This window comes from Rhodopseudomonas sp. BR0G17 (genome assembly GCF_010907025.1).
GTDB lineage: Bacteria > Pseudomonadota > Alphaproteobacteria > Rhizobiales > Xanthobacteraceae > Rhodopseudomonas > Rhodopseudomonas palustris_H.
Map to the genome: position 1 here is coordinate 116,936 of NZ_QUML01000012.1, position 23,890 is coordinate 140,825.

Genomic DNA, 23,890 nt, shown 5'->3' on the forward strand with positions numbered 1-23,890 from the left:
TCTCGTAGTCGAGTTACGAAAATTCGGAGGGTCCGATGGACCTCTCGTCGCCCTCTTCGCTCGCCGCCGCCATCGATGTGCCGCTGCGCGCCGCCGTGTTCGACAGCGCCGTCGAGGCCGTGCTGCTGGTCGACCCGACGCTCGACCAGATCGTCGATGCCAACGGCGCCGCCAGTGCCCTGCTCGGCCACGACCGTGACACTCTGCTGCAGACCCGGTTCAGCGCGCTGCATGGCGCGCAGCTTCCTGCGCTCGTGGTATTTACGCAGGCGGTGTTCGCCAAAGGCACCTATTGGACTCACGCGCTGACACCGCTGCACGCTGACGGCACGCAGCTTCGATTGGAATACGCCGGCAAGCTGCTGCCGTATCGCGGTCGCTCGCTGCTGCTCTTGACGATGAGCGATCTGGAGCAGCGCCGGCGGCGCTATGTCGACGCCGTCGCCGACGACTACATGCGCGACGGACTGCCGGCGTGGCAGCGCGTCGAGCGCGTGTTTCAAGACATCGAGCGCGAGAACCAGCTCATCCTGCGGGCGGCGGGCGAAGGCATCTACGGCGTCAACGCCGAAGGCAAGACCACCTTCGTCAATCCGGCGGCAGAGCGGATGCTGGGGTGGTCGGCCGAAGAGCTGGTCGGCAAAGAGATGCACGCCATGGTGCATCACAGCCATCATGACGGACGGCACTATCCCGGCCAGCAATGCCCGATCTACGCGGCGTTTCGCGACGGAGCGGTACATACCGTCGACGGCGAAGTGTTCTGGCACAAGGACGGAACGCCGGTCTGGGTGGAGTACACTTCGACGCCCATCCACGACCGCAGCGGCGGCGTGGTCGGCGCGGTGGTGGTGTTTCGCGACGTCAGCCAGCGCCACGAGGCCGACGAAAAGCTGCACGCCGCGCTGGCCGAAGTCGACCGCCTGCGCGAGCGGCTGCAGCTCGAAAATGATTATCTGCAAGAAGAAATCCGGATCGAGACCAATCCGCGCGGCATCATCGGGCAGAGTGAGGCGATCCAGACCACGCTGCGCCAAGTCAAGCTGGTCGCGCCCACTGCCGCAACCGTACTCATCACCGGCGAATCCGGCACCGGAAAGGAATTGATCGCGCGCGCGATCCACGAAGCCAGCACGCGCCGTGACCGGCCGCTGATCAGGGTCAACTGCGCCGCAATCCCGCGTGAACTCTTCGAGAGCGAGTTCTTCGGGCACGCTCGCGGCGCCTTCACCGGCGCGGTGCGCGACCGCATCGGCCGGTTCGAGCTCGCCGATGGCGGCACCCTGTTCCTCGACGAGGTCGGCGAGATTCCGCTGGAGCTGCAGAGCAAACTGCTGCGCGTGCTGCAGGAAGGCAATTTTGAACGCGTCGGTGAGGAGCGCACCCGCAATGTCGACGTCCGCCTGATCGCCGCAACCAATCGCGACCTGAAGCGAGAGGTGCAGCGCGGCCACTTCCGCGAGGACCTGTATTTCCGGCTCAGCGTGTTTCCGATCGAGTCGGTGCCGCTGCGCGATCGCCGCGAGGACATTCCGCTGCTGGCGCAGCACTTCCTCGCCAATGAAGCACGCGAACTGAAAGCCGAGCTGCGGCTGTCGCAAGGCGATGTCCGCCGCCTGATGCGCTACGACTGGCCCGGCAACGTCCGCGAACTGCAAAACGTGATCGAACGAGCTACCATTCTGGCGCAGAACGGCCGGCTGCGGCTCGACCTGCCGGAAACGGCCAGCGGCCATGCCTCGGCCGCCAGCGGCCGTCAGAAGCCGGACGCCCGCCCCGCGGTGATGACCGCGGCCGATGTCCGCAGCCTGGAGCGCGACAACATCATCGCGGCGCTGCGCGTCTGCAAAGGCAAGGTGTTTGGCGACGACGGCGCAGCGGCGATGCTGGACATGAAGCCGACCACGCTGGCGTCGCGGATCAAAGCGCTGGGCATCGCTTCGCCGCGCGCTCAGGCGTGACAGCATCGACTGTGCGAGGTTACAGCGACGCCAACCGAGGCTCGTTGTCGCGCCGCCCGGCGGAGCTGGGCCGGTCGTGCCATTCGCGGCGCCAGGCGTTCGGCGTATTCCCGGTGTAGCGGCGGAAGATGCGCGAAAGATGCGCCTGATCGCTCAATCCGCAGGCAAGTGCGATCTCGGAAAGCGGCAGATCCGTCGACCGCATCAGTTGCTTGGCGCGGGCGACCCGGCGCTCAAGCACAAAACCGCGCGGAGCCACGCCGGTGCTGCGGCGAAACGCGCGGGCAAAATGGCCGGGGCTGAGACCGATCAGTTGCGCCAGATCGCGGATCAGCAGGCTCTCTCCGAGATGCTGATCCACATGTAGCAGCACACGATTGAGCTGCCAGCGTGCTAGCCCCAGTGCCTGCGCCTGATCGGGACGTTCGGCGGACGCCTCCGGCGCATGACGGGCCTGGACCTCGCGCAGCAGCATCGTGGCCCGGGCCAAGCAGGCCCGAGCGGCAATCGGATCGTCCTCGACAGCGTCGGATGCTTCCTGCAGCATCTCCGCCAGACACGCAAAAGCCTCGCTTGGGCTGGCTAACCGGGACATGGCTTCGGCTCTGGGTGCGGTGCTCGCTGTCATTGCCGCTGATTGAAGGACAATTCGGCGACACGCTGAAGTCGGACCAAGGTGCGCTGCGGTGCTGCATTGGTTTCGCCGAGAGTAAACCAAGGTTTACATTGCGCTTTCGGTACGAAACCGAGTAGCCGGCCGCCTTCAGCCGCCGCCCAAGCCGTCGTCGGCGCTGAAAACTGGATTGTCCGCCGAAGCTTGATTAGATTTCGGCGGTGCGGAATCGCAGAGGACACAGACCCCTTTCATGGCTTCCCTCCCCAGTCCCCTGATCGTGGTCGTCGATGACGACGCCGGCATCAGAGAAGCGCTGGAAGGCCTGTTCAGGTCTGTGGGGCATCGGGTGGCGCTGTTCGGATCGGCGCAGGATCTGCTGACGACCGGTGTTCCGCCCGATGCCAACTGCCTGATCCTCGATGTCCGCCTGCCCGGCACCAGCGGACTGGACCTGCAGGACATGCTGTCCCGTCTGGAAGTCCGGATCCCAATCATCTTCATGACCGGCTACGGCGATGTGCCGATGACGGTGCGCGGGATGAAGGCCGGTGCCGTTGACTTCCTAACCAAGCCGTTCCGCGATCAGGAGATGCTGGACGCTGTATCCGCCGCTATCGAGCTCGATCGGCGTCGCCGCGAATCCGAACGCAAGCGCAACGAGATCGCCCAACGCTTCGACGCTCTTACCCCCCGCGAGAAACAGATCTTCGAAATGGTTTCCGCAGGATCGATGAACAAGAACGTCGCCGCCGATCTCGGACTGAGCGAAATCACTGTGAAGATTCATCGCGGCCGCGTGATGAAAAAGATGGGCGCCCGATCACTCGCCGATCTGGTGCGAATGGCCGAAGTTCTCGCGCCGCACGCTGGGGAAGCAACGTAAAACCATCGTATGACTTATATTGCAGGAACGGGTGCCCCAGAGTCCCTCGACGTCGGCTCGTGCTGCATCACTCTTGAGGATGGCAGAAATGACCATCGGCAAGATCGTTACGGTGATAGACGACGACGAAAACGTCCGGATCGCCATCGAAGGATTGATCCGCTCGCTCGGACACACGGCGCGCGGCTTTGCATCGGCACAGCAATTCCTGGCCTCCGACGCCCGCTCGACGACCTCTTGCCTGATCACCGACGTACAGATGACCGAAGTCAGCGGCGTCGACCTCCATGCCCGTCTGACCGCCGAAGGTGGCGCGCCGCCGGTGATCTACATCACCGCGTTCCCGGACGAGCGGATCGAGGCCAGAGCCCGCGCCCTCGGCGCGATCGGATTCCTGAGCAAGCCTTTCGACGCGGAAACTCTGGTACACTGCATTCAGCGCGCGCTGGCATCCGGCCCTGATGGCCGGGCCTGATTGGCAGGCCGAGCGCCACAACTGGATCGGTGCCGTGAACCAGATCGACGCCCCGATGGAGTTGGTGCGGCGCGAGGGCGGCTTGAGCGTCTTTCGGCGCCAAGCCGACAGCATGGCTCCACCGAGCCTGGTGGTGATGGCCGATCTCGACGATCCGCCAGCGGCGCAGCAGCTCGCCCGTGAATTCGCCCTCACCCGCGATCTCGATGCTGATTACGTCCTCCGCCCGCGCGAAATGGTGATGATCGACGGCCGCGCCGCACTGATCATCGATGACCACGACGCCCAGCCTCTGTCCGAGAAGCTTGGGCAGCCGCTGCCGGTGGCGCGGCTGTTACGTTGGGGCATCGGCATCGCGCAGGCGCTCGGGCACATTCACGGCCAAGGCCTGATCCACCGCAATCTGAATCCGGCCGCGGTCTGGATCGACCGGTCCGATCGGGTTTGGTTGACATGTCTCGCCTGCGCCTCGCGGCTCAACCGCGAACGTCCCGATATCGCAGGGAGTGAGATCGGATCGCCGACCTACATGTCGCCGGAACAGACCGGGCGGCTCAATCGCTCGATCGATGCGCGGAGCGATCTCTATGTCTTCGGCATTCTGCTCTACCAGATGCTAGCCTCGGGCAGCCTACCGTTCTTCGCCTCCAACCCGGGCCAGTGGATCCACTATCACATCGCCCGCCGACCGAACCCGCTGCCGAATGCTTCCGCGGCCACCACCGCGATCGAACGGATTGCATTTCGGCTGCTCGAAAAGTCAGCGGATGACCGCTATCAGACCGCGCTCGCCGTCGAGCGCGATCTGCGGGCCTGCCTCGCGGCGTGGGAGACCAACGGCACAACGGCCGGCGTCCGTCTGACCGAGCACGACGCCGCCGGCATCGTCCGGATGCCGGAGAAGCTGTACGGCCGCGAAGCCGAGATCAACGTGATCCTGTCCGCTTATCATCGCGCCGCCTCGACCGGCTCCACCGAATGGGTCCTGATCTCAGGATATTCCGGCGCCGGCAAATCATCGGTGGTCAACGAGCTGCGCAAGAGCCTTGCGCCGACCAATGGCTGGTTCATCGCCGGCAAGTTTGATCAGTACAAGCGCGACATCCCATTCGCCACCCTGGCCCAAGCCTTTCGCTCCCTGGCGCGCCAGATCCTCGGCCTCGACTCCGCGACGCTCGACCATTGGCGCATCACGCTGCAGGACGCGGTCGGCGAGCACGGCGAGCTGATGGTCAATCTGGTCCCAGACCTCGCCTTGGTGATCGGCGATCAGCCGCCGCTGCCGGAGTTGCCGCCGCAGGAGAGCAAGAGCCTGTTCGAAGCTGTGCTGGCCCGCTTCCTCGCCGCGATCGCACGTGCCGAGCATCCGCTGGTGCTGTTCCTCGACGACCTGCAATGGCTCGACAAGGCGACCTCCGAATTTCTGGTACGGCTCGCGCAGAACATCGACACCCGTCATCTTCTGGTCGTCGGTGCCTACCGCGATAATGAAGTGGACGACAGCCATCCGCTCTCATGCGCGCTGGCGGAGATCCGGCGCAGCGTGTCGCATATCGAGGAGATCCGCCTCGCTTCGCTCAGCGCAGACGACATCTGCGCGCTGGTCGCCGACGTGCTGCGCGCCGAGGCCGACCATGTCGTCCCGCTGGCAGAACTGATCCATCGCAAGACGGGCGGCAATCCATTCTTCGCGATTCAGTTCTTTTCGTCCCTGGTCGACGAACAGCTCTTGAGCTTCCATCTGCTGCATCACGAGTGGATCTGGAACATCGATCTGATCGACCAGAAGGGCTTCACCGACAACGTTGTCGATCTGATGAGCCGCAAGCTCCACCGGCTCCCCTCCCGCACCCGAGACGTGCTGCAGACGTTCTCCGCTCTCGGTATGAACGCTGAAGCCTGCCTGCTGGCGCAGCTCCGCGACATCACCGTGGAGGAAGTCCACGGCGCGCTGCAGGACCTCGTCGCCAACGAACTGCTGCTGCGTACCGAGAACGATTACCGGTTCGTGCATGACCGCGTGCGCGAAGCCGCCTATCGGCTGATCGATCCTTCGGATCTGCCGGCCGAGCATCTGGCGATCGCCAGACACCTTGCCAATTCCGTTCCGAGCTCGTCCGACGCCTTGTTCAGCATCGCCAATCACTACAATCTCGGGACGTCGCTCCTGTCATCCCGCTCGGAGATGGTGCTGGCCGCCGGCTACAATCTGAAAGCTGGCCGCGTCGCCAAGAAGGCGATCGCCTACAGTTCGGCGCGGGTCTACCTCGCGGCAGCGCTCACCCTGCTCGGCGAAAATCGATGGGCCGAGCAGCCCGATCTGGCCTACGACGTCGAATATCAGCTCGCCGAGTGCGAGTTTCTGACCGGCGCCCTGACCGAAGCAGAACAGCGGCTGCGCGATCTCGTCACCAAAGCACGTGGCGAAATCGCGATTGCTGCCGTGGTCGCGCTTCAGATCACGCTCCACACCGCGATGGATCGCAGCGACCTCGCAATCGAGGCGTGTCTCGCCTATTTGCGCGGCGTCGGCATCGTCTGGTCGCGGCATCCGGACCGCCAGGAGGCGAGCGCCGAATACCAACTGCTGACCCAGCGCCTCGGCGGCCGCAGTATCGACTCCCTGCTCGACCTTCCGATTTCGAGCGATCGTCCTCGATCGGCAGCGCTGTCGGTGATGACGGCGGCGCTGGCGCCGGCGTTCTTTACCGATCTCAATCTGGTATGCCTGCTGCTGTGCCGGATGGCCAATCTCAGCATTCAGCACGGCAACACGGATGCTTCCGCCCTCGCCTATGCGTATCTCGGCATGGTCGTCGGCCCCTGCTTCGGCGACTACGCCGCCGCTCTCCAATTTGGCGACCTCGGGCTATGCCTGGTCGAAACCCGCGGCTTCGGCCAATACAAGGCGCGCGTCCACCTGACCTACGGCGCCCATGTGTTGCCTTGGGCTCGCCCCCTGCACGAGGCGCAGCCCTATCTGCGGCGCGCTTTCGAGGAGGCCAACGAGACCGGCGATCTGACCTATGCGGGTTTCTCGTCGTGCACCCTGATCACCAACCGGCTGTCGGCCGGCGATCCGCTCGACGAAGTCGAAGTCGAGGCCTCCGCCCGGCTTGCGCTGATGAAGCGGGCGAAGTTCGGCCTGATCGTCCACATCATCACCACACAGCTGCAGTTCCTGCGATCGCTGCGCGGCGAGACCGTCGCCTTGGGCTCGCTCAGCAGTGAGGGCTTCGACGAAGAGCAATTCGCCCGCGAGCTGGCGGCGAACCGCAGCCTGGACATCGCATTGTGCTGGTTCTGGATCCGCAAGATGCAGGCGCTGTATTTCGCCGGTGATTACGTTGCGGCATTCGCAGCGCTCCGCAAGGCTCAGCCGCTGCTGTGGAGCACCGTCGGCCACCATGAATATTCGATATACTATTTCTATGTCGGCGTGATCAGCGCCGCCAACATGGACTCGCGTACGCCGCCCGCGCCGTATGCCGAACTCGCCGAACTGCTGGCGGACGCACATCGGCAAATGGCCACCTGGGAAATCCATAATTCCGAGAACTACAAAGGAGCGCGGGCGCTGCTGGAAGCCGAAATCGCGCGGCTGCAGCACCGCCCGTTCGAAGCGCTGCGGCTGTATCAGCAGGCGATCTCGTCGTCGCACCGCGGCCGGGTCTCGCAGGTCGAAGCCATCGCCCACGAACTGGCCGCATGCTTCTGCCGGCAGCAGGGCCTCGACACCGCCTACCACGCCCATCTCGCCAAGGCGCGCGACGGCTATCAGCAATGGGGCGCGTTCGCCAAGGCAGCCCAGATCGATCGCCTGTATCCGGACGTCGTCGCCGCGCTTTCCGCATCGGCTCAAGTTCCTTCAAGCATCGCCGAGAGCTTCGATCTCGCCGCCGTGCTGCGCACCTCCGAGGCGGTCTCCAACGAATCCGGCGTGCCGAGGCTGATGGAAACCCTGATGACCTTGGTGCTCGAGCACGCGGGCGCGCAGCGAGGCCTGCTGATCCTGCCACAGGACGACGAACTGTCGATCCGGGCCGAAGCCAGGACCGCAGAGGCCGGAATCGAGGTCGTCCTGCGCGACGACATCGCATCGACAGACGAACTGCCTCGATCGATCGTCAACTTCGTCGCCCGCACCGGCGAGGCCATCACGATCGACGACGCTCTTGTCAGCCGGTTTGCTGATGACCCTTATGTGGCCCGGCTGAAGGCGCGATCAGTCCTGTGCCTCCCGCTGATGAAGCGCAGCAAGCTGATAGGAATCATCTTTCTGGAGAACAATCTCGCCGCCGGCGTGTTCACGCCCGGCAAACTGTCGGTGCTCAAGCTGCTGTCCTCACAGGCGGCGATGTCGCTGAAGAACGCTTTCCTGGAAGAGAAGGACGCGCTGGTCGACGCGCTGCAAAAATCGCAGTCCGAATTGATGCGGATGTCGCGCCTGACTGCCATCGGCGAACTGGTGATCTCGATCGCTCATGAAATCAACCAGCCCCTCACCGCGATCATCACAAATGCCGACGTCTGCCTACGCTGGCTCAACAACGAACAGCCGTCGATCGACGAGGCCAAGAACGCGGCGAGCCGGGTGATCGAAAACGGCCGGCGTGCCGCGGACGTGGTTCAGACCATCCGCGGGCTTGCAGTGAAAGCGTCGCCACAAATGGCTCCGCTCGACATCAACGACGTGGCCCGGGAGATTCTGTCGATTATCCAGAGCGAGCTGCGCCATCACAGCATTCATCTCGAGTTCCGGCTCGGTGGTGGTGACGCGGTCGTGCTCGGCAACAAAGTTCAGCTCCAGCAGGTGCTGCTCAACCTCGCGATGAATGCAATCGAGTCGATGGCGACGATCGAAGGCCGCCGAGTGCTGACGGTCGCCAGCAACACCAGCGATCCGGGCAGCGTCACCGTCAGCGTGACGGATAACGGTCTCGGCTTCGATGAAGACCGGATCGATCAGCTGTTCGAGGCGCTGGTAACGACCAAGCCGCAAGGCATGGGCATGGGCCTTTCGATCAGTAAATCGATCGTCGAAGCCCATGGCGGCCGGCTGCTCGCTACGTCACTGAAGCCGCACGGTGCGCGTTTTCAGTTCACGCTCCCGCGATCAGCTTAAGTCCGGTTGGCACGGCTCGCTCTCGCCGCGGCAAGTGCGTGCCGGACGAGGACGCGCGTCCATCATCCGAACATCCAAGTTCTCGTGCGAACCGACAAGAGCCGCCGGCACATACGCCTTAGATCAAGGTCGCCGAGATACGGTCTCAATGAGGAGTCACGCAATGCCCAATTCATCCTCTCCCACAGTGGTGCTGGTGCATGGCGCCTGGGCCGACGGTTCGAGCTGGCGGCTCGTGATCCCTTATCTCCTCCGCCAGGGCATCCCAGTGGTCGCGGTGCAAAATCCGACCACATCCCTCGCCGCGGACGTCGAAGCCACCAGGATCGTGCTCGACAGCATTCAGGGCGACGTCGTGCTCGTGGGCCATAGCTGGGGCGGCGCGGTGATTACCCAAGCTGGCAACGACCCGAAGGTCAAAGCCTTGGTATTCGTCGCGGCCCTGCCGCCGAAGGTCGGCGAATCCGTCGGCGATCTCGTCGGCTCGCATCCGTCGCCGCCGGGCCTGAGCCAGATCGTCGATGACGGCCACGGCCATCTCAAGCTCAGCGAAGCAGGATGGGTCAACGACGTCGCGCAGGATCTTTCGGAAGACGAAGCGCGCGTGCTGGCGGTGCTGCAGCCGCAGCTGCCGACCACCACCTTCGGCGACAAGATCAGCAAGGCGGCGTGGGAAACCCGGCCGAACTGGTACATCGTCTCGACCGACGACCGCATCGTCAGCGTCGAGCTCGAACGCGAACTCGCCGTCCGCCTGAAGGCCAAGACCACCGAGCTGAAGGCGAGCCATCTGTCCATTTTGTCGCAGCCGCAGGCCGTCGCTGACGTGATCCTCGACGCCGTCCGCACAGTGGCGGGCTAAGTCCATGCGCTGCAAAGCCTCTCAACCTGGAGACCACCGATGAGCACTCCTGATCACGACAATGTGCCGGGATCGTCACGAGCGCTGCCCTCCCGCGCTCTCCACATCACCCGGCGTGATGCAATCGTGGGTGCCGCCTGCGTCGCTCTTCTTCCCAGCACCGCGATCGCACAGCCGGCCCACCCTCAGCGACCTTCACAAGGAGACCAACGAATGAGCAGCGGATTCGTCAAGACCAAGGACGGCGTCGACATCTTCTACAAGGATTGGGGCCCGAAGCAGGCCCAGCCGATCGTGTTTCATCACGGCTGGCCGCTGTCGTCCGACGATTGGGACGCACAGATGCTGTTCTTCCTGGCCAACGGTTATCGCGTGGTCGCTCATGATCGGCGCGGCCATGGCCGCTCGTCTCAAGTCGACACCGGCCACGACATGGATCACTACGCGGCCGACGCATCCGCCGTCGCCGAGCATCTCGACCTGAAGAAGGCCGTGCATGTCGGTCACTCGACCGGCGGCGGTGAAGTCGCGCGTTACGTCGCCAAGTTCGGTGAGCCGCAGGGCCGGGTCGCCAAGGCCGTGCTGGTCTCTGCCGTGCCGCCGCTGATGCTGAAGACCGAGAAGAACCCCGGCGGCCTGCCGATCGAGGTGTTCGACGGATTCCGCAAAGCGCTCGCCGGCAATCGCGCGCAATTCTTCCTCGATGTCCCGGCCGGGCCGTTCTACGGCTTCAACCGACCTGATGCGAAGACGATGCCGGGCGTCGTCAACAACTGGTGGCGCCAGGGCATGATGGGTAGCGCCAAGGCCCACTATGACGGCATCAAAGCTTTCTCCGAGACCGACCAGACCGACGATCTGAAGGCCATCACCGTCCCGACCCTGGTGCTGCACGGCGAGGACGACCAGATCGTGCCGATCGAGGACTCCGCGAAGCTGTCGGTCAAGCTACTGAAGAACGGCACGCTGAAAACCTATCCGGGCTATCCGCACGGCATGCTCACCACCCATGCCGACGTGCTGAACGCCGACCTGCTGGCGTTCGTGAAGGAATAAAACTCCGCGATAACCAAACCGCGGCCCGGTCCGACCCATCGTCGCGCCGGGCCGTTGCTTATTGCCGGACGTCTACCAGCCGTATTGCAATTGTGCGCCGAGATAGTCGCTGCTGCGGCCACCGGCGGTGCGGATGGTGTCGCCGACTTCGAAATGCACCGCTTCGATCGCGCCGGTGAGATGCGCATCGAAGGCGTAGTCGAGGCGGAGCTGGCCGTAAGCGCCGGTCCAAGCGCTGCCGGCCCCTGCGGTGCCGGCCACCGGCACACTCGGCTGAACGTAGATCGCGTCCGCCGTGGTCGCGCGCCATTGCAGACCAACCGCCGCCATCAACTTGAGCCGGCTTGCCGGCGAGACGGTGATCGACGGCTTGAGATGAACGAGGTTCGAATAGCCGGTGAAGCCAGCCAGCGTGAAGTAATAGCCGTTCGGGAACAAGGGATTGAAGGTGCCGAGCACACCGTCTTTCGGGTGATCGTCACCAGACGCCGCATCGAACTGCAGCCCGAGCCGCGGCTGCCAGGCGGCGGGCAGCGTGTAGCCGGCGCGGGCACCCACCGCCCAGGCCCGTGCAGCGAAGGCCCCCACCTGCCCGGTCTGCCCCATCGCCTCGAGGTCCCAATCGAGCGGGCCTTGCTTGCCGGCAAAGCGGACGTCGAAGATGTGCCGGCGTTCATCACCGAAGGCATCGAGATAGCGCGCGCCGGCACGTTCATACAGCGAGTAATAGCCTGATAGCTCGTTGTCGCCGAGCACCTTACGTTCGATGCGGAGCGTGCTGAAGCGGAACTGATCAGACGAGCGGTCGTCGAACGGGCTCTCGTCGAAATACTGCACCGGCCGGCTGACGAAGCCGATGAACCGCCAGGTGCCGGTCTCCCAATCGGCCCACACCGCGTCGAACGATTGCCGCACGTTGGGGCCGTCGCGCGACGAAACGAAGCGCTGCAGATCGAAGGCAAAGTCTTGCCGGCCAACGCGGGCCTTGAGCAGTCCGCCGGAAAACTGCTTGGTGTATTCGAGAAACGCCAGCCGCAGGTCGACCCGATCCTGATCGACCGAGGTCACGTTCAACTTGTCGAACGCCCGATCGTCCTCGAGCTGGACGAACGCCCGCCAGTTGGCATCGAAATGCACATCGGCGTGGAGCTGCAGCCGCTGGATGACGTAACTGTCGCGGGCATTGCCGCCGGTACCGAACGCCGGGGCATCGTTGAACTCGAACCGCTCGCGCAGATTGGCACCGAACGACACATAGCTCTTCGGATCAGACACCCACAGCGGCACATATTTCAGCCAGTCGAACGGCTCGGTCCGCAGCTTCGGATCGGCCAGCACCGACCAATCCTCGGCCCAGCGGTTGGACTGGATCGCCGGCCGCGCCGGCGCATCGTCGGCCGCGCGGGCGAGACCGCCGAAGGCGATGAGCGCGACGGAGGCCAGCAGCACGAAGCGCAAGCGCGCCGCGCGCCGAACTTCCCCGCGCCCTCCGCCGGCCGTCACTCGGCCGCTGCCGCGTGCCGCTGCGCCGCGGCGTGGATCTCCGCCACGTAGCCTCCGGGGAATTGCAGCATCGCGGCCTTGCGGTCCTCGAACGAATAAGGCGGCACCAGCACCGTCACACCTGCTTCCTTCGCCTTGGCCATCGTCGTCTCCAGATCGGCGACTTCATAGCCGGTGGTCTCGTGTCCGTAAGGATACGGCAAATGCCCGTCGGTGACGAACACGGTCATCTTGCCGAATGCGGACTCGATCCGGATCCGCTTGATCTTGGCGTCGGACTTGCCCACCTCGGCGCCGGACGCCGCGCTGCTCTCCGAGACGATCTGGCCATGCGAGAACTTGACGAAGCTGCGCACGAACGCCTCGGCCCGATCGGCCGCGATATACACCCGGTTCTCCGGGACCGAGGTGAAAGCGGCATAGTCCGGCTTGGTCGTGTGCCAGTACAGCTGCATGTTGACCCCGCCGGGCCACTGTACCACCGCATCGCGTCCGATCGGATCCGGGAAGGTCGACACGATCACGGACGCGCCCGCGGCGCGCGCCTGCCTGATCGCCACATCGATATCACTGACCAGATAGCCGTTGCGCTCAGCGCCGAACGGGTACGGGATCGGTGTCTTGAAACCGAACAACGACACCGTGCCCACCGGGGTCTGCAGCAACTGCGAGGTCGTGCTGCTCGGCGTCGGCGTCACGGTTGCGACCACCTGCTTGGTGCTCTTGCCGCCGAAGGTGGCGAGAAAGCTCGCCACGAATCTATCGACGTCCTCGGGTGACACATAGACATGCGTGGTGTCGTATTGCGGCGCGACCGCAACCGATGGGTTGGCATGGCGCGCGTCCTTCGCTGTCACCGGCGAACTCAGGACGGCGGCGATCGCCAGCAACAAGACGGATTTCGAGAGCTGTTTCACAGAAGTCTCCTCGCCAATATCAGGATGTCGATCGCCGCTGGTCGGACAGCATCGCCAGCAGCACCAGGCCGGCGATCAGTCCGAGATGTTCGAAGAAGGCGTTTGCCTGCATCCCACGATCCGCTGCGGGCGCGAACCAGAACGCATTCGCCGTAAGCATCGCCACGAAGGTCAGGACGCCAAGCGCGCCGGCACCAAACCAGACCAGCCGATCAGCGAGCAGCAGAAGCGAGCCACCCAGTTCAACGATGATGGCGAGCGTTGCCCAGAGCCAGCCAGGATGCAGGCCGAACCTCTGCTGCTCGGCCACAGCCCCGGCGAAGTCGAACAGCTTCACCACGCCGCCGAGCAGATAGGCGGACACCAGCGCGAAGCGCGCGGCGTGCCAGAGCAGCGGCGACGACAGGATCGTCGCCGCCCACCTCGGCTCGTCAGCCGGCCTCACCTCACACCGCCCAGCAAGCGCAGCCCAGCGCGCCCCAGAAACTCTTGAGATCGGAGACCGGCAGCTTGCTCGACCACGCGGTGGCGTGATCGTGGCCATGCAGCGTGCAGCTGTTGGCGCAGCCGCACGACGTCATCGCCTGTACCGCGACCTTGCCGGCGGCATTTTGGTCGTCCGCCCAGGCCGCATAGCCGCCGAACCGGCGCACCGGCGACCAGTCCGGCATCGCCGGCGGCGGCGCACTGTCGTCGAGAGCAGCGAACTCGCCGGCGCCATACACTACCTTGCCGCCGACCATCGTCAGCAGCGCGGTTGTGTCGGCGATCTCGGCTTCACTGCAGAAGAAATAGTCGCGGTCGGGCACCACCACATCGGCGAGCTGGCCGACGGCGATGCGCCCCTTGTTGCCTTCCTCGTTGGAGAACCAGGTGACGTTCTCGGTCCACATCCGCAGCGCGGTCTCCCGGTCGAGGCAGTTCCGCTGCGGCGTGATCCGCAGGCCGCCCACAGTGCGGCCTGTCACCAGCCAGGACAGCGACACCCACGGATTGTAGGACGCGACCCGGGTCGCATCGGTGCCGGCCGAGACCTTGACGCCGCTGTCGAGGATACGCTTCACCGGCGGTGTCGCCTCCGCGGCGCCGAAGCCGTAGCGCTCGACGAAATACTCGCCCTGGTACGCCATCCGGTGCTGCACAGCGATGCCGCCGCCGAGCGCCGCGATCCGGTCGATCGAGCGATCCGAAATCGTTTCGGCATGATCGAAGAACCAGTGCAGCCCGTCGAGCGGCGTGTCCTGGTTCACCTTTTCGAACACGTCGAGAGCGCGGGAGATGGTCTCGTCATAGGTCGCGTGCAGACGCCATGGCCATTTGTTCTGCACCAGGATGCGCACCACCTCTTCGAGCTCGCCTTCCATCTCCGGCGGCATATCCGGACGCGGCACGCGGAAATCCTCGAAGTCGGCGGCCGAGAATACCAGCATCTCGCCGGCGCCGTTGTGCCGAAAGTAGTCGTTGCCCTGCTTGTATTTGGAGGCCTTGGTCCAGTTGAGGAAGTCGTCCTTCTCGCCCTTCGGCTTCTGCGTGAATAGATTATAGGCGAGCCGGATCGTCAGCAGCCCCTCTTCGTCGAGCTTCTGGATCACCGCGTAATCGTCGGGATAGTTCTGGAAGCCGCCGCCAGCATCGATCGCGCCGGTGACGCCGAGCCGGTTCAGTTCGCGCATGAAGTGGCGGGTGGAATTGACCTGATAATCGAACGGCAGCTTCGGCCCCTTCGCCAGCGTCGCGTAGAGGATGTTGGCATTAGGCTTGGCGAGCAGCAGGCCCGTGGGATTGCCGTTGGCATCGCGGGTGATCTCGCCGCCGGGCGGCTCCGGCGTATCCTTAGTGTAGCCGACCGCGCGCAGCGCCGCGCCGTTGAGGATGGCGCGGTCATACAGATGCAGCAGGAACACCGGGGTGTCCGGCGCCACCGCGTTGAGTTCGTCGATCGTCGGCAGCCGCTTTTCGGCAAACTGGTGCTCGGTGAAGCCGCCGACGACGCGCACCCATTGCGGCGGTGGCGTGATCGCCACCTGGCGCTTCAGCATGTTCATCGCGTCGGCGAGCGAACGGACGCCGTCCCAGCGCAGCTCCATGTTGAAGTTCAGGCCGCCGCGGATGATGTGCAGATGGTTGTCGATCAGACCAGGCAGCACCCGCCGACCCTTCAGATCGACCACGCGGGTCGACGGACCAGCGAGCGGCAAGACATCGCGGTCGTGCCCGACCGCCGTGAACCGCCCGCCCGAAATCGCCACCGCACTGGCGGTCGGGTTGCTCCGGTCCAGCGTCGTGAACAGGCCGCGATGCAGGATGATATCAGGCGCGGTGCTCATGAGTGCTTCTCCATCTGGTGCGGTTCGGAAGTTGAGGACGTCTCAGCGGCGCGGCGGCCCGGCAGCATGCCGAAGATGTGCGGCGTGCACCTGGCGTCGCGCCATGCGGCCGCGAGGCTGTGGCCGGAGATGATCTGGCGCGCCACCGGCACGATCTGCTCGCCGGCCAGAATGCCGAGCAGTCCGATCAGCGCCACCAGCGGAGGCGCGGGCGAGCGCACGTTGAGCAAGCTGTAGATGATGCCGACCAACAGGCCGGCACCGAGCGACAGCAGATATACTTTCATCGTGCTCTCCCCGCGCCGATCGCGTCAGGCGGCCTTGGTGCCGCCCTCAGAGGCGTGTTCGCCGAGCGCCCACTTGGAGAAACGGATCTGGATGCCGTAGGGCGAGTGCGCCCGCAGGATGTCCATCATGCCCTCATAGGTCTCCGAGCGCGCCCAGTCCTGCTGCAGCTCGAACGCGTACTGGCAGGAGGTGATCGGCACCGCGCCGGCCTGAATCGCGCGCTCCATCGAGCGGTTGTGCGCTTCCATCGACAGATCGCCGCAGGCATCGGCCGGAATGTAGATCTCGTAGCCTTCCTTCAGCATGTCGAGCGTCGGGAACATGACGCAGGCTTCAGTCCAAAGCCCGGCGATCACGAACTTCTTGCGCCCGGTGGCGGCGACAGCCTTACGAAAATTCGGATCGAGCCACGAATTCATCGAGGTACGGTCGATGATGTCGAGATTCGGAAACAGCTCGGTGACTTCCGGCATGAACGGGCCGGAAAATGAATCCTTGGCCACCGTGGTCAGCACCGTCGGGATCTTGAACAGCTTCGCCGCCTTGGCGAGAATCTGGATGTTGTTGAACACCACAAGACGGTCGTGCGACTGCACGCCCTGGTACATCGCCGGCTGATAATCGATCAGCGCGATTGCGCTGTTCTCGGGGGTGAGCATATCCAGTTTCGACATCGGAACTCTCCAAGTTCGGGGCTGAGCTGAGGCAACTGGACGCAATCATGCCCTGCCCAGTGTCCCGATCGCTTGGACGAACCCGTCACCGCTTGCACGAACGCGCGGCGCCCTGCTCACGCCGATGACGACATCTCACCGCAGGTGCGCCGTGGTGGTCAGGACAGCTCATGCGGCTTCGGGTCTGATGACAGTCGATCCTCTCGCGCCTGACGCGGCGCTCAAACATTCAAACCGCAGCAAGGTCCTGCAATCTCGCTTGGCGCCGCCGCGATAGATTTCCGCTTTGGCAATCAGCGCCGGACAGATCACGGGCGCCTTCAACCAGCGAGGACCGATGAGCAGTGTTGAAGGCGGCCAGCAGACAGCGGCGCCGCCACGCCCTTCATCCTGGGCAGCCTTTCACCACATCGCCTTCACGGTGGTGTGGACGGCAACGGTGGTGTCCAACGTCGGCACCTGGATGTTCAATGCCGCCTCCGGCTGGCTAATGACCAGCCTGGAAGCAGACCCGCTGCAGGTCGCGCTCGTGCAGGTCGCGTCCAACCTGCCGATCTTCCTGTTTGCCATTCCGGCGGGTGCGCTCGCCGATATCGTCGACAAGCGCAAGTTTCTGATCGTGGTGCAGATCGTCCTGACCGTGTTCGCCGGGGCCAGCGCCGCGCTGGTGTGGTTTGGCCTGATGACGCCGCCGCAGCTGTTGCTGTTCACATTCCTGCTCGGCGCCGGCGCCGCCTTTGCCGCGCCGGCGTTTCAATCGATCGTGCCGGATCTGGTGCCGAAGCAGGATCTCGCCTCTGCGGTCGCCAGCAACGGCGTCGGCATCAATATCAGCCGCGCCATCGGCCCGGCGCTGGGAGGCGTCGCGATCGGCAGCCTCGGCATCGCCGCGCCGTTCTGGATCAATGCGGTCAGCAACCTTACGGTGATTGCTGCGCTGATCTGGTGGCGCCCTACTCATGCGCGCAGCGGCACGCTGCCGCCGGAACGGCTGATCGAAGCACTGATCACCGGCATCCGTCACGCCCGGCACAACACCGATCTGCGCGCGACGCTGATGCGGGCGGTGGCGTTCTTCTTCTTCGCCAGCGCCTATTGGGCGCTGCTCCCGCTGGTGGCCCGATCGCGGATCGCTGGCGGGCCGGAACTGTACGGCATCCTGCTCGGCGCGGTCGGCGCCGGCGCGATCGGCGGCGCACTCGCCCTGCCGAAGCTGAAGGCCGCGCTCGGCCCCGACCGGCTGGTGGCCGCCGGCACGCTCGGCACCGCGCTGTGTCTGGTGATGCTCGGCCTTGCCCGGCAGGTCGAACTCGCTGTCGCGGCGTGCCTGCTCGCCGGCGTCTCGTGGATCGCCGTGCTGGCCAGCCTCAACGTCTCGGTGCAGGTCGTGCTGCCGGATTGGGTCCGCGGACGCGGCCTGGCGATGTTCGTCACCGTGTTCTTCGGCGCGATGACCGCAGGCAGTGCGCTGTGGGGCCAGATCGCCTCATCGTTCGGCCTGCCGATCGCACATTTCGCGGCTGCGGGCGGGCGCAGTGCTCGGCATGGTGGTGACCTGGCGATGGAAACTCAAAGCTGGCGCTGACGTCGATCTGTCACCCTCGATGCACTGGCCGACGCCGATCGTCAGCATCGATGCCGAACCGGATCAGGGCCCGGTGCTGATCACGGTCGAGTACCGAATTGCGCCGAGCCATCGCGAGGCGTTTCTCAGCGCGGTGCGGCATCTCAGCCGGCAGCGGCGGCGCGACGGCGCCTATCAATGGGGCGTGTTCGAGGATGCGGCCGATCCCGGCCGCTTTGTCGAAACCTTCAAGGTCGCTTCATGGCTGGAGCATCTCCGCCAGCACGAGCGGGTCACCAATGCCGATCGGGTGCTACAGGAGCAGATCCGCTTGTTTGATGCCGAACCAAAAGTGACGCATTTGATCGCCGCGCCGCATGGGCACATCAAACGGCAGCCTGCGCATCCGCCGCAGACGTCGTGATGGCTTAGCGCGCCGCTGCGCGCGTCACGATCTGCAGGAAGTTGTCGTTGAGCCGGCGCGCCGCCTGCGCAAAGCCGGGTAATAGCCCGGTGGTCTCGTCGGCGAGCTTCGCGGCACGCTCTCGCCCGAGCGCCGTCTCGAGCGAAGCGGCCTAGGCGGGAATTTGCTGCCATTCGGGCACGGTGCGGTCGGTGATCTCGACGTGATACTGCAGCCCGTAAGCCGCCGGGCCAAACCGGAACGCCTGCACCGCGCAAGCATCATTGCGCGCCAGCACTTCGCCGCCGGCCGGCAACGTCGCGACTTCGGCCCCATGCCATTGGAAGGTCTTCAGCGGGCTGGAAAGACCGGCAAACAACGGATCGGTTGCGCCGGCCGCCGTCAGCTCGACTTCGCCCGGACCAACCTCAGGAGTCTGGCCGAGACGGACTTCGCCGCCGAGCGCAGCCGCAAGCAACTGATGCCCGAGGCAGATGCCGAGATACGGTCGGCCAAGCTCCTGCACAAAGCGTCGGATCGCAGCCTTCTCCGGCACCAGCCAGGGATGCTCGTCTTCCTGCCAAACGTCTTGCGGGCCGCCCATCACGATCAGAGCGTCGTACGGCTCCAGCGCTGGGATCGGTTCGCCTGCATCGAGTTCGACTGCATCCCACACGATCCCCGCTTCGCGCCAGAACTCGCGGAAGATCCCAGGATGCTCGACATCGACGTGCTGAAACACCAGGAAGCGCAGTCCACTTCGGTTCGGGCTGGTCGCGATGCTGTTCATGTCGGCCCCGCTCAGATCGGCGCGTGATGCGCGCCACCGATGGCGCGGTTTTGGCCGATACGTTGGCATCGAGCAAGCGCGATAAATGAGCAGCGCCGGTCGAAGCACGACGGTACCAATCTACGATTCCCCGGCTTTACGGAGCAGATAGATGTCCATCACCCAGCCCTTGGCGGTACGCACCTGGCGGCGGACGCGCTGAATCTCGGGCGCAATCTCCGGGAGCTTGCCGGCTACCAGGACTTCATCGTCCATGCCGAGGTTGGCGCCCCAGAAGATTTCGGCCCCCTCGGCGTCGATCTTGGCGAAAGTCTCCTCGCCGTCGAGCATCACCACCGTTGTCTCGCCCGACCATCGCCCCGCGCTGGCGAGCTTGCGCCCTGTCGTCACCGTGACGGGTTCGCCGATGCCGTTGAGCGCGATGCCATGACGCGCCGTCAGCGCCTGCACTGCGGTGATGCCGGGAATGATCTCGTAGTCGATCGCCATGCCGCCCGCGCGCAGCCGGTCGAGAATGCGGATCGTGCTGTCGTAAAGCGACGGATCGCCCCACACCAAGAACGCGCCGCAACCATCCTCCGGGAGTTGCTCGGTCATCGCGTGCTGAAACCGATCGGCGATCTGGGCGTGCCAATCGTCCACCGTGGCGCGATAGTCCTGGGGCTGCGCCGCGCGCTTGGGGATGTCGATGGTGACGAAGCGGTAGCCTGGCGTCTTGATGAAGCGCTCGCAGATCTGCTCCCGAGCCAGGCGCAGCTCGGCCTTTTCTTCTCCCTTGTCGGGAATGAAGAACACGGTCGCTCGGTTCAGCGCCTCGACAGCCTGAAGGGTCAGATAGTTCGGACCGCCGGGCCCGATTCCGATCAACAAGATCTTCCGCATCGTCGTCCTATTCCGCCCGCGAACGCCGCTTCACCGCGCCAACGCCAGCAAGGCATCGAGATCGAGATTGCTTTCGCAATGATCGGCGAGCGCGTCCAGCGTCTCCTCCACCCGGCGCTCGAAATCGAGCCCGGACGAGGCGGCGCCGATCTGCGCCAACCAGGTTGAGCGGAACGCATCGCCGCCGAAGATGCCGTGCAGATAGCCGCCGCTGACGCGGCCGTCCGCCGAGACGGCGCCTTCGGCGCGCTCGGTGCCTCCCTCCTCAAGCTTCAGCCAGGGCCGCGCCAGACCCGGGCCGGTGGTCCGGCCCATATGCATCTCGTAGCCAACGACGCGGCACCCGCTGACCCGATCGATCGCATCGATCTCAATCAGGCGCTTGTCGCCAGAAATCTCGGTCTCGATGTCGAGCAAACCAAGCCCAGCGGTCTCGCCCGCGGGCCCCTCGACGCCTTGCGGATCGCGCACCACACGGCCAAGCATCTGGAAGCCAGCACACAGTCCGACAACGCGGCCGCCGCGGCGGACGTGGGCGTGAATGTCGATATCCCAACCCTCGCGCCGGATCAGATCGAGCTCGGTGCGGGTCGCCTTCGAGCCAGGCAGCACCACGACATCGACATCGGCCGGAATCGGCGAGCCCGGCTGAATCCACTGCAGATCTATGTCGGGCTCCGCCACCAACGGATCGAGGTCATCGAAATTGGCGACGCGCTGCAGCCGCGGCACCGCGATCTTGAGCCGGCCTCGGCTCACCGCTGCGGCGCGTTCCAGCGCCAGCGAGTCTTCTGCCGGCAGCCTGTCGGCGCCGGGAAACCAGCGCAGCACGCCGAGGAACGGCCAGCCGGTCTCCGCCGTGATGGTCCGGCAGCCGGGTTCGAACAGCGAGAAGTCGCCGCGGAACTTGTTGATCAGATAGCCGACGACGCGGGCGCGATCGCCCTCGCTCAGCAGCACGTAGCTGCCGACCAGTGCCGCCATGGTGCCGCCGCGGTCGATGTCCGACAGAAACACGACCGGCAGATCGGCCGCCTCGGCGAACCGCATGTTGGTGATGTCGGAGGCGCGCAAGTAAACCTCGGCGCCGCTGCCGGCGCCTTCGACCAGCACCAGATCAGCCTCGGCAGCGAGCCGCTCGAAGCTGTCGACCACCGCCGGAATCAGCCGCTGCCGCATGTGGTGATAGATTCGCGCCGGGCAGTTGCCGAGCACGCGTCCGCGCAGCACCACCTGGGCGCCGATCTCCGACTGCGGTTTCAGCAGCACCGGGTTCATGTGGATCGACGGCGACACGCCGCAGGCGCGTGCCTGCAGCGCCTGGGCGCGGCCGATCTCGCCTCGAACTTGTTCGCCGTTCGGAGCGAGCGGCAGATCCGAGTCGGACGCGACCGCGGCGTTGTTGCTCATGTTCTGTGCCTTGAAGGGGCGCACCACCAGCCCGCGCCGGGCGAAGGCACGGCACAGCCCCGCGACCACCATGCTCTTACCGACGTCCGAACTGGTGCCCTGGATCATCAGCGAGCGGGCGCGCCGGGGACCAGTGGTCGCGCGCGGCGTGAATTGGATACGGGAGATGAGCTCCTCGACATGGGCGTCGGTCATGAAACCACTCGATGGCATGGAGTTGAGAGGAAGCAGCGCAGGTGCCCGCGCCTGCGGTCGAACGTGATCGGCAGCCGCGGTATCACTCAGCCATGGCCGGCCATCGCCACGACGCCGAGGAGCAGGCCGATCTGGATCATCTGTTCGGTGGCGCCGAGCACATCGCCGCGATAACCGCCGATCAGCCGGAGCGCGATCCACGGGGCAGCCAAGCCGAACACGCCCGCGACCAGAAGCCCCACGATCGCCGCCGGCGGATTGAGCATGACCAGCCACAGCGCCCCGAGCACGCTGAACGCAGCAAGTCCGAACCAGCCTGCCGAACTGATCGCGCGCGTCGGATAGCTCAGCTTGCCGGTGGCTGCGTCGCCGGCATAAGGCAGCGCCGACATCGCCGCGACGATGCCCGTCCGCCCCAGACTATAGCCGGCCACCAGAGTAGCAACGCCGAGCCACGGCGGCAGGCTCGCCAGCGCTGCAACGCGGATCGCAAAACTTAGGACCAGCGCCACCGCGCCATAGAGGCCAAGGCGGCTGTCCTTAATCAGCGCCAGTCGCTGCTCGCGGGTGCGGCCGCCAAACAGGCCGTCCGCTGTGTCGGCGATGCCGTCTTCGTGCAGCGCGCCGGTGAGCGCCGCGCCAGCGGCGACGGCCATCATCGCCGGCACCACGCCGGACCAGATCAGCGAGCCTGCGAGCAGCACGCCACCGCACACAAGACCGATCCCGGCGCCGACCAACGGAAAGTACTTCGATGCGCTCAGCAACCAGTCGTCGTCGAACAGCGCGGTGCGCGGCGTCGGCACCAGCGTCATGAACTGCACGGCGTTGAGCAGGGATTGGATCTGCCGGCTCACGCGCGCGATCCGAACCGGCCCGCCAGCACGTCCGACAGCGCGGCGAGATCGTTGAGGATGCCGGCAGCGGCGCGCAGCAGCGGAACGGTCATCAGCGCACCGGTGCCCTCACCGAGCCGCAAGCCGAGATCAAGATAGGGCGTCGCCTGCATCGTTTCGAGCAGCACACGGTGGCCGCGCTCGGCCGAGCGATGAGAGAACACGCAGTAATCGCGCGCCGCGGGCTGCAGCCGCACCGCCAGCAGCGCAGCGGCGCTGGCAATGAAGCCATCGATCACCACCGGCCGCCGCGAAGCCGCAGCGCCCAGCACCGCGCCGGCCATCATCGCGATATCGAATCCGCCGAACTCAGCGAGCACGTCGAGCGGCGCCGTCGGCTGCGCCCGCGCCGCCGCCTGCTCGACGATGGCGCGTTTGTGTGCGACGCCGGCATCATCCATCCCGGCGCCGCGGCCGACGCAATCGATGATTGCAGCCCCAGTCAGCGCGTGGGTGATCAGCGCAGCAGACGTCGTGTTGCCTATTCCCATCTCGCCGATCGCAACGATGTCGAGACCGCCCACAATATCCTCACGCACCAGATCGGCCGCCGCCGTGATCGCACGCGCCGCCTCCTGGTGAGTCATCGCTGGTTCGTGGCGTGCATTGCGGGTGCCGCGCCGGATCTTGCGATCGATCAGCTTGGGATGTGGCGGCATGTCGGCATCGATGCCACCGTCGACGATCCGCACCTCGGTCGCTGCCGCTTTCGCCAGAACGTTCACGCCGGCGCAATCTGCCAGATACGCCTCGACCATCGAGCGTGTCACGCTCGCCGGATACGGCGACACCCGATCGGCGGCGAGGCCGTGATCGCCGGCAAAGATGAACACCGTCGCACGCTCAGCCCGCGGCGGCGCCGGATGCCAGATCAGCCCGAGCTGCACGGCGAGTTCTTCGAGCCGGCCGAGCGAGCCCGGCGGCTTCGCCTTGCCGTCGAGCCGAGCCCGCAGCTCGGACTCATGGGCGGGATCGACCGGCGAAACGGAAAGGATACGTGGATCAAGCAGGGGCGCGTGCATTCGGGAGGCTCGGCAAAAGGAATGCTGCCGCCACGACAGCG

General features: G+C 65.2%; 17 protein-coding genes and 2 pseudogenes. 7 read left to right on the forward strand and 12 right to left on the reverse strand.

Translation table 11 applies throughout. From position 1 onward, the window contains the following. Nucleotides 1-35: 35 nt before the first annotated feature. Complete coding sequence (locus DY467_RS11960) at nucleotides 36-1,961, forward strand: sigma 54-interacting transcriptional regulator (protein WP_164636254.1); 1,926 nt, start codon at nucleotides 36-38, stop codon at nucleotides 1,959-1,961. A gap of 19 nt (nucleotides 1,962-1,980) precedes the next feature. Here the strand turns inward: DY467_RS11960 and DY467_RS11965 are convergent, their stop codons facing one another. After that, nucleotides 1,981-2,508 (reverse strand): helix-turn-helix domain-containing protein, encoded by a 528-nt coding sequence (locus tag DY467_RS11965; protein ID WP_246701528.1) that lies wholly within the window; start codon nucleotides 2,506-2,508, stop codon nucleotides 1,981-1,983. Nucleotides 2,509-2,827: 319 nt separating this feature from the next. Between DY467_RS11965 and DY467_RS11970 the strand changes: the two genes are divergently transcribed. From DY467_RS11970 to DY467_RS11990, 5 genes are all read left to right on the forward strand, one after another. Next, nucleotides 2,828-3,460 (forward strand): response regulator transcription factor, encoded by a 633-nt coding sequence (locus DY467_RS11970; RefSeq protein ID WP_164636258.1) that lies wholly within the window; start codon nucleotides 2,828-2,830, stop codon nucleotides 3,458-3,460. 88 nt (nucleotides 3,461-3,548) lie between these two features. Then, a complete protein-coding gene (locus tag DY467_RS11975; RefSeq protein WP_164573414.1) occupies nucleotides 3,549-3,935 on the forward strand; it encodes a response regulator transcription factor in 387 nt (128 codons plus the stop codon). Then, entirely contained in the window at nucleotides 3,922-9,060 is a 5,139-nt protein-coding gene (locus DY467_RS11980) for a trifunctional serine/threonine-protein kinase/ATP-binding protein/sensor histidine kinase (protein WP_164636260.1), read from the forward strand. Before DY467_RS11975 ends, DY467_RS11980 begins: the two co-directional genes overlap by 14 nt. Nucleotides 9,061-9,223: 163 nt before the next feature. Then, complete coding sequence (locus DY467_RS11985) at nucleotides 9,224-9,922, forward strand: alpha/beta fold hydrolase (RefSeq protein WP_164636262.1); 699 nt, start codon at nucleotides 9,224-9,226, stop codon at nucleotides 9,920-9,922. A 213-nt stretch (nucleotides 9,923-10,135) separates the two neighbouring features. After that, nucleotides 10,136-10,978: an alpha/beta fold hydrolase gene (locus DY467_RS11990; RefSeq protein ID WP_164636264.1), complete on the forward strand. Its 843-nt coding sequence runs from the start codon at nucleotides 10,136-10,138 to the stop codon at nucleotides 10,976-10,978. A gap of 72 nt (nucleotides 10,979-11,050) precedes the next feature. Here the strand turns inward: DY467_RS11990 and DY467_RS11995 are convergent, their stop codons facing one another. From DY467_RS11995 to DY467_RS12020, 6 genes are read right to left on the reverse strand one after another with little or no spacing between them, the layout of a single operon-like run. Further along, nucleotides 11,051-12,436 carry an alginate export family protein gene (locus tag DY467_RS11995; RefSeq protein ID WP_205502296.1) on the reverse strand — a complete coding sequence of 462 codons (1,386 nt, stop codon included), beginning with the start codon at nucleotides 12,434-12,436 and terminating at the stop codon, nucleotides 11,051-11,053. A gap of 41 nt (nucleotides 12,437-12,477) precedes the next feature. Next, nucleotides 12,478-13,398: a VOC family protein gene (locus DY467_RS12000; protein ID WP_164636268.1), complete on the reverse strand. Its 921-nt coding sequence runs from the start codon at nucleotides 13,396-13,398 to the stop codon at nucleotides 12,478-12,480. Between the two features lie 19 nt (nucleotides 13,399-13,417). Then, the gene (locus DY467_RS12005; RefSeq protein ID WP_164636270.1) at nucleotides 13,418-13,843 is read right to left on the reverse strand and encodes a DoxX family protein; all 426 of its coding nucleotides are present in this window, start codon (nucleotides 13,841-13,843) and stop codon (nucleotides 13,418-13,420) included. Between the two features lies 1 nt (nucleotide 13,844). Next, complete coding sequence (locus DY467_RS12010; protein ID WP_164636271.1) at nucleotides 13,845-15,725, reverse strand: amidohydrolase; 1,881 nt, start codon at nucleotides 15,723-15,725, stop codon at nucleotides 13,845-13,847. Next, entirely contained in the window at nucleotides 15,722-16,012 is a 291-nt protein-coding gene (locus tag DY467_RS12015; protein WP_164572664.1) for a XapX domain-containing protein, read from the reverse strand. Before DY467_RS12015 ends, DY467_RS12010 begins: the two co-directional genes overlap by 4 nt. A 24-nt stretch (nucleotides 16,013-16,036) precedes the next feature. After that, the gene (locus tag DY467_RS12020) at nucleotides 16,037-16,687 is read right to left on the reverse strand and encodes a hydrolase (protein WP_012495662.1); all 651 of its coding nucleotides are present in this window, start codon (nucleotides 16,685-16,687) and stop codon (nucleotides 16,037-16,039) included. Between the two features lie 337 nt (nucleotides 16,688-17,024). On the opposite strand from DY467_RS12020, the pseudogene DY467_RS12025 reads away from it, so the two are divergent. Beyond that, nucleotides 17,025-18,675 (forward strand): annotated as a pseudogene (locus DY467_RS12025) (MFS transporter). Nucleotides 18,676-18,679: 4 nt separating this feature from the next. Here the strand turns inward: DY467_RS12025 and DY467_RS12030 are convergent. From DY467_RS12030 to cobT, 5 genes and pseudogenes are all read right to left on the reverse strand, one after another. Then, nucleotides 18,680-19,444, reverse strand: a pseudogene (locus DY467_RS12030) (type 1 glutamine amidotransferase). A gap of 120 nt (nucleotides 19,445-19,564) precedes the next feature. Next, nucleotides 19,565-20,326, reverse strand: a complete 762-nt coding sequence (gene cobF, locus DY467_RS12035; protein WP_164636273.1) for a precorrin-6A synthase (deacetylating) — start codon at nucleotides 20,324-20,326, stop codon at nucleotides 19,565-19,567. A gap of 30 nt (nucleotides 20,327-20,356) precedes the next feature. Then, nucleotides 20,357-21,931: a cobyric acid synthase gene (locus DY467_RS12040; protein WP_164636275.1), complete on the reverse strand. Its 1,575-nt coding sequence runs from the start codon at nucleotides 21,929-21,931 to the stop codon at nucleotides 20,357-20,359. An 86-nt stretch (nucleotides 21,932-22,017) separates the two neighbouring features. After that, complete coding sequence (locus DY467_RS12045) at nucleotides 22,018-22,788, reverse strand: adenosylcobinamide-GDP ribazoletransferase (RefSeq protein WP_164636277.1); 771 nt, start codon at nucleotides 22,786-22,788, stop codon at nucleotides 22,018-22,020. Further along, nucleotides 22,785-23,849, reverse strand: coding sequence for a nicotinate-nucleotide--dimethylbenzimidazole phosphoribosyltransferase (gene cobT / locus DY467_RS12050; protein ID WP_164636279.1), 1,065 nt, complete (start codon nucleotides 23,847-23,849; stop codon nucleotides 22,785-22,787). The genes DY467_RS12045 and cobT overlap by 4 nt, the downstream gene beginning before the upstream one ends. Between the last annotated feature and the right edge of the window lie 41 nt (nucleotides 23,850-23,890).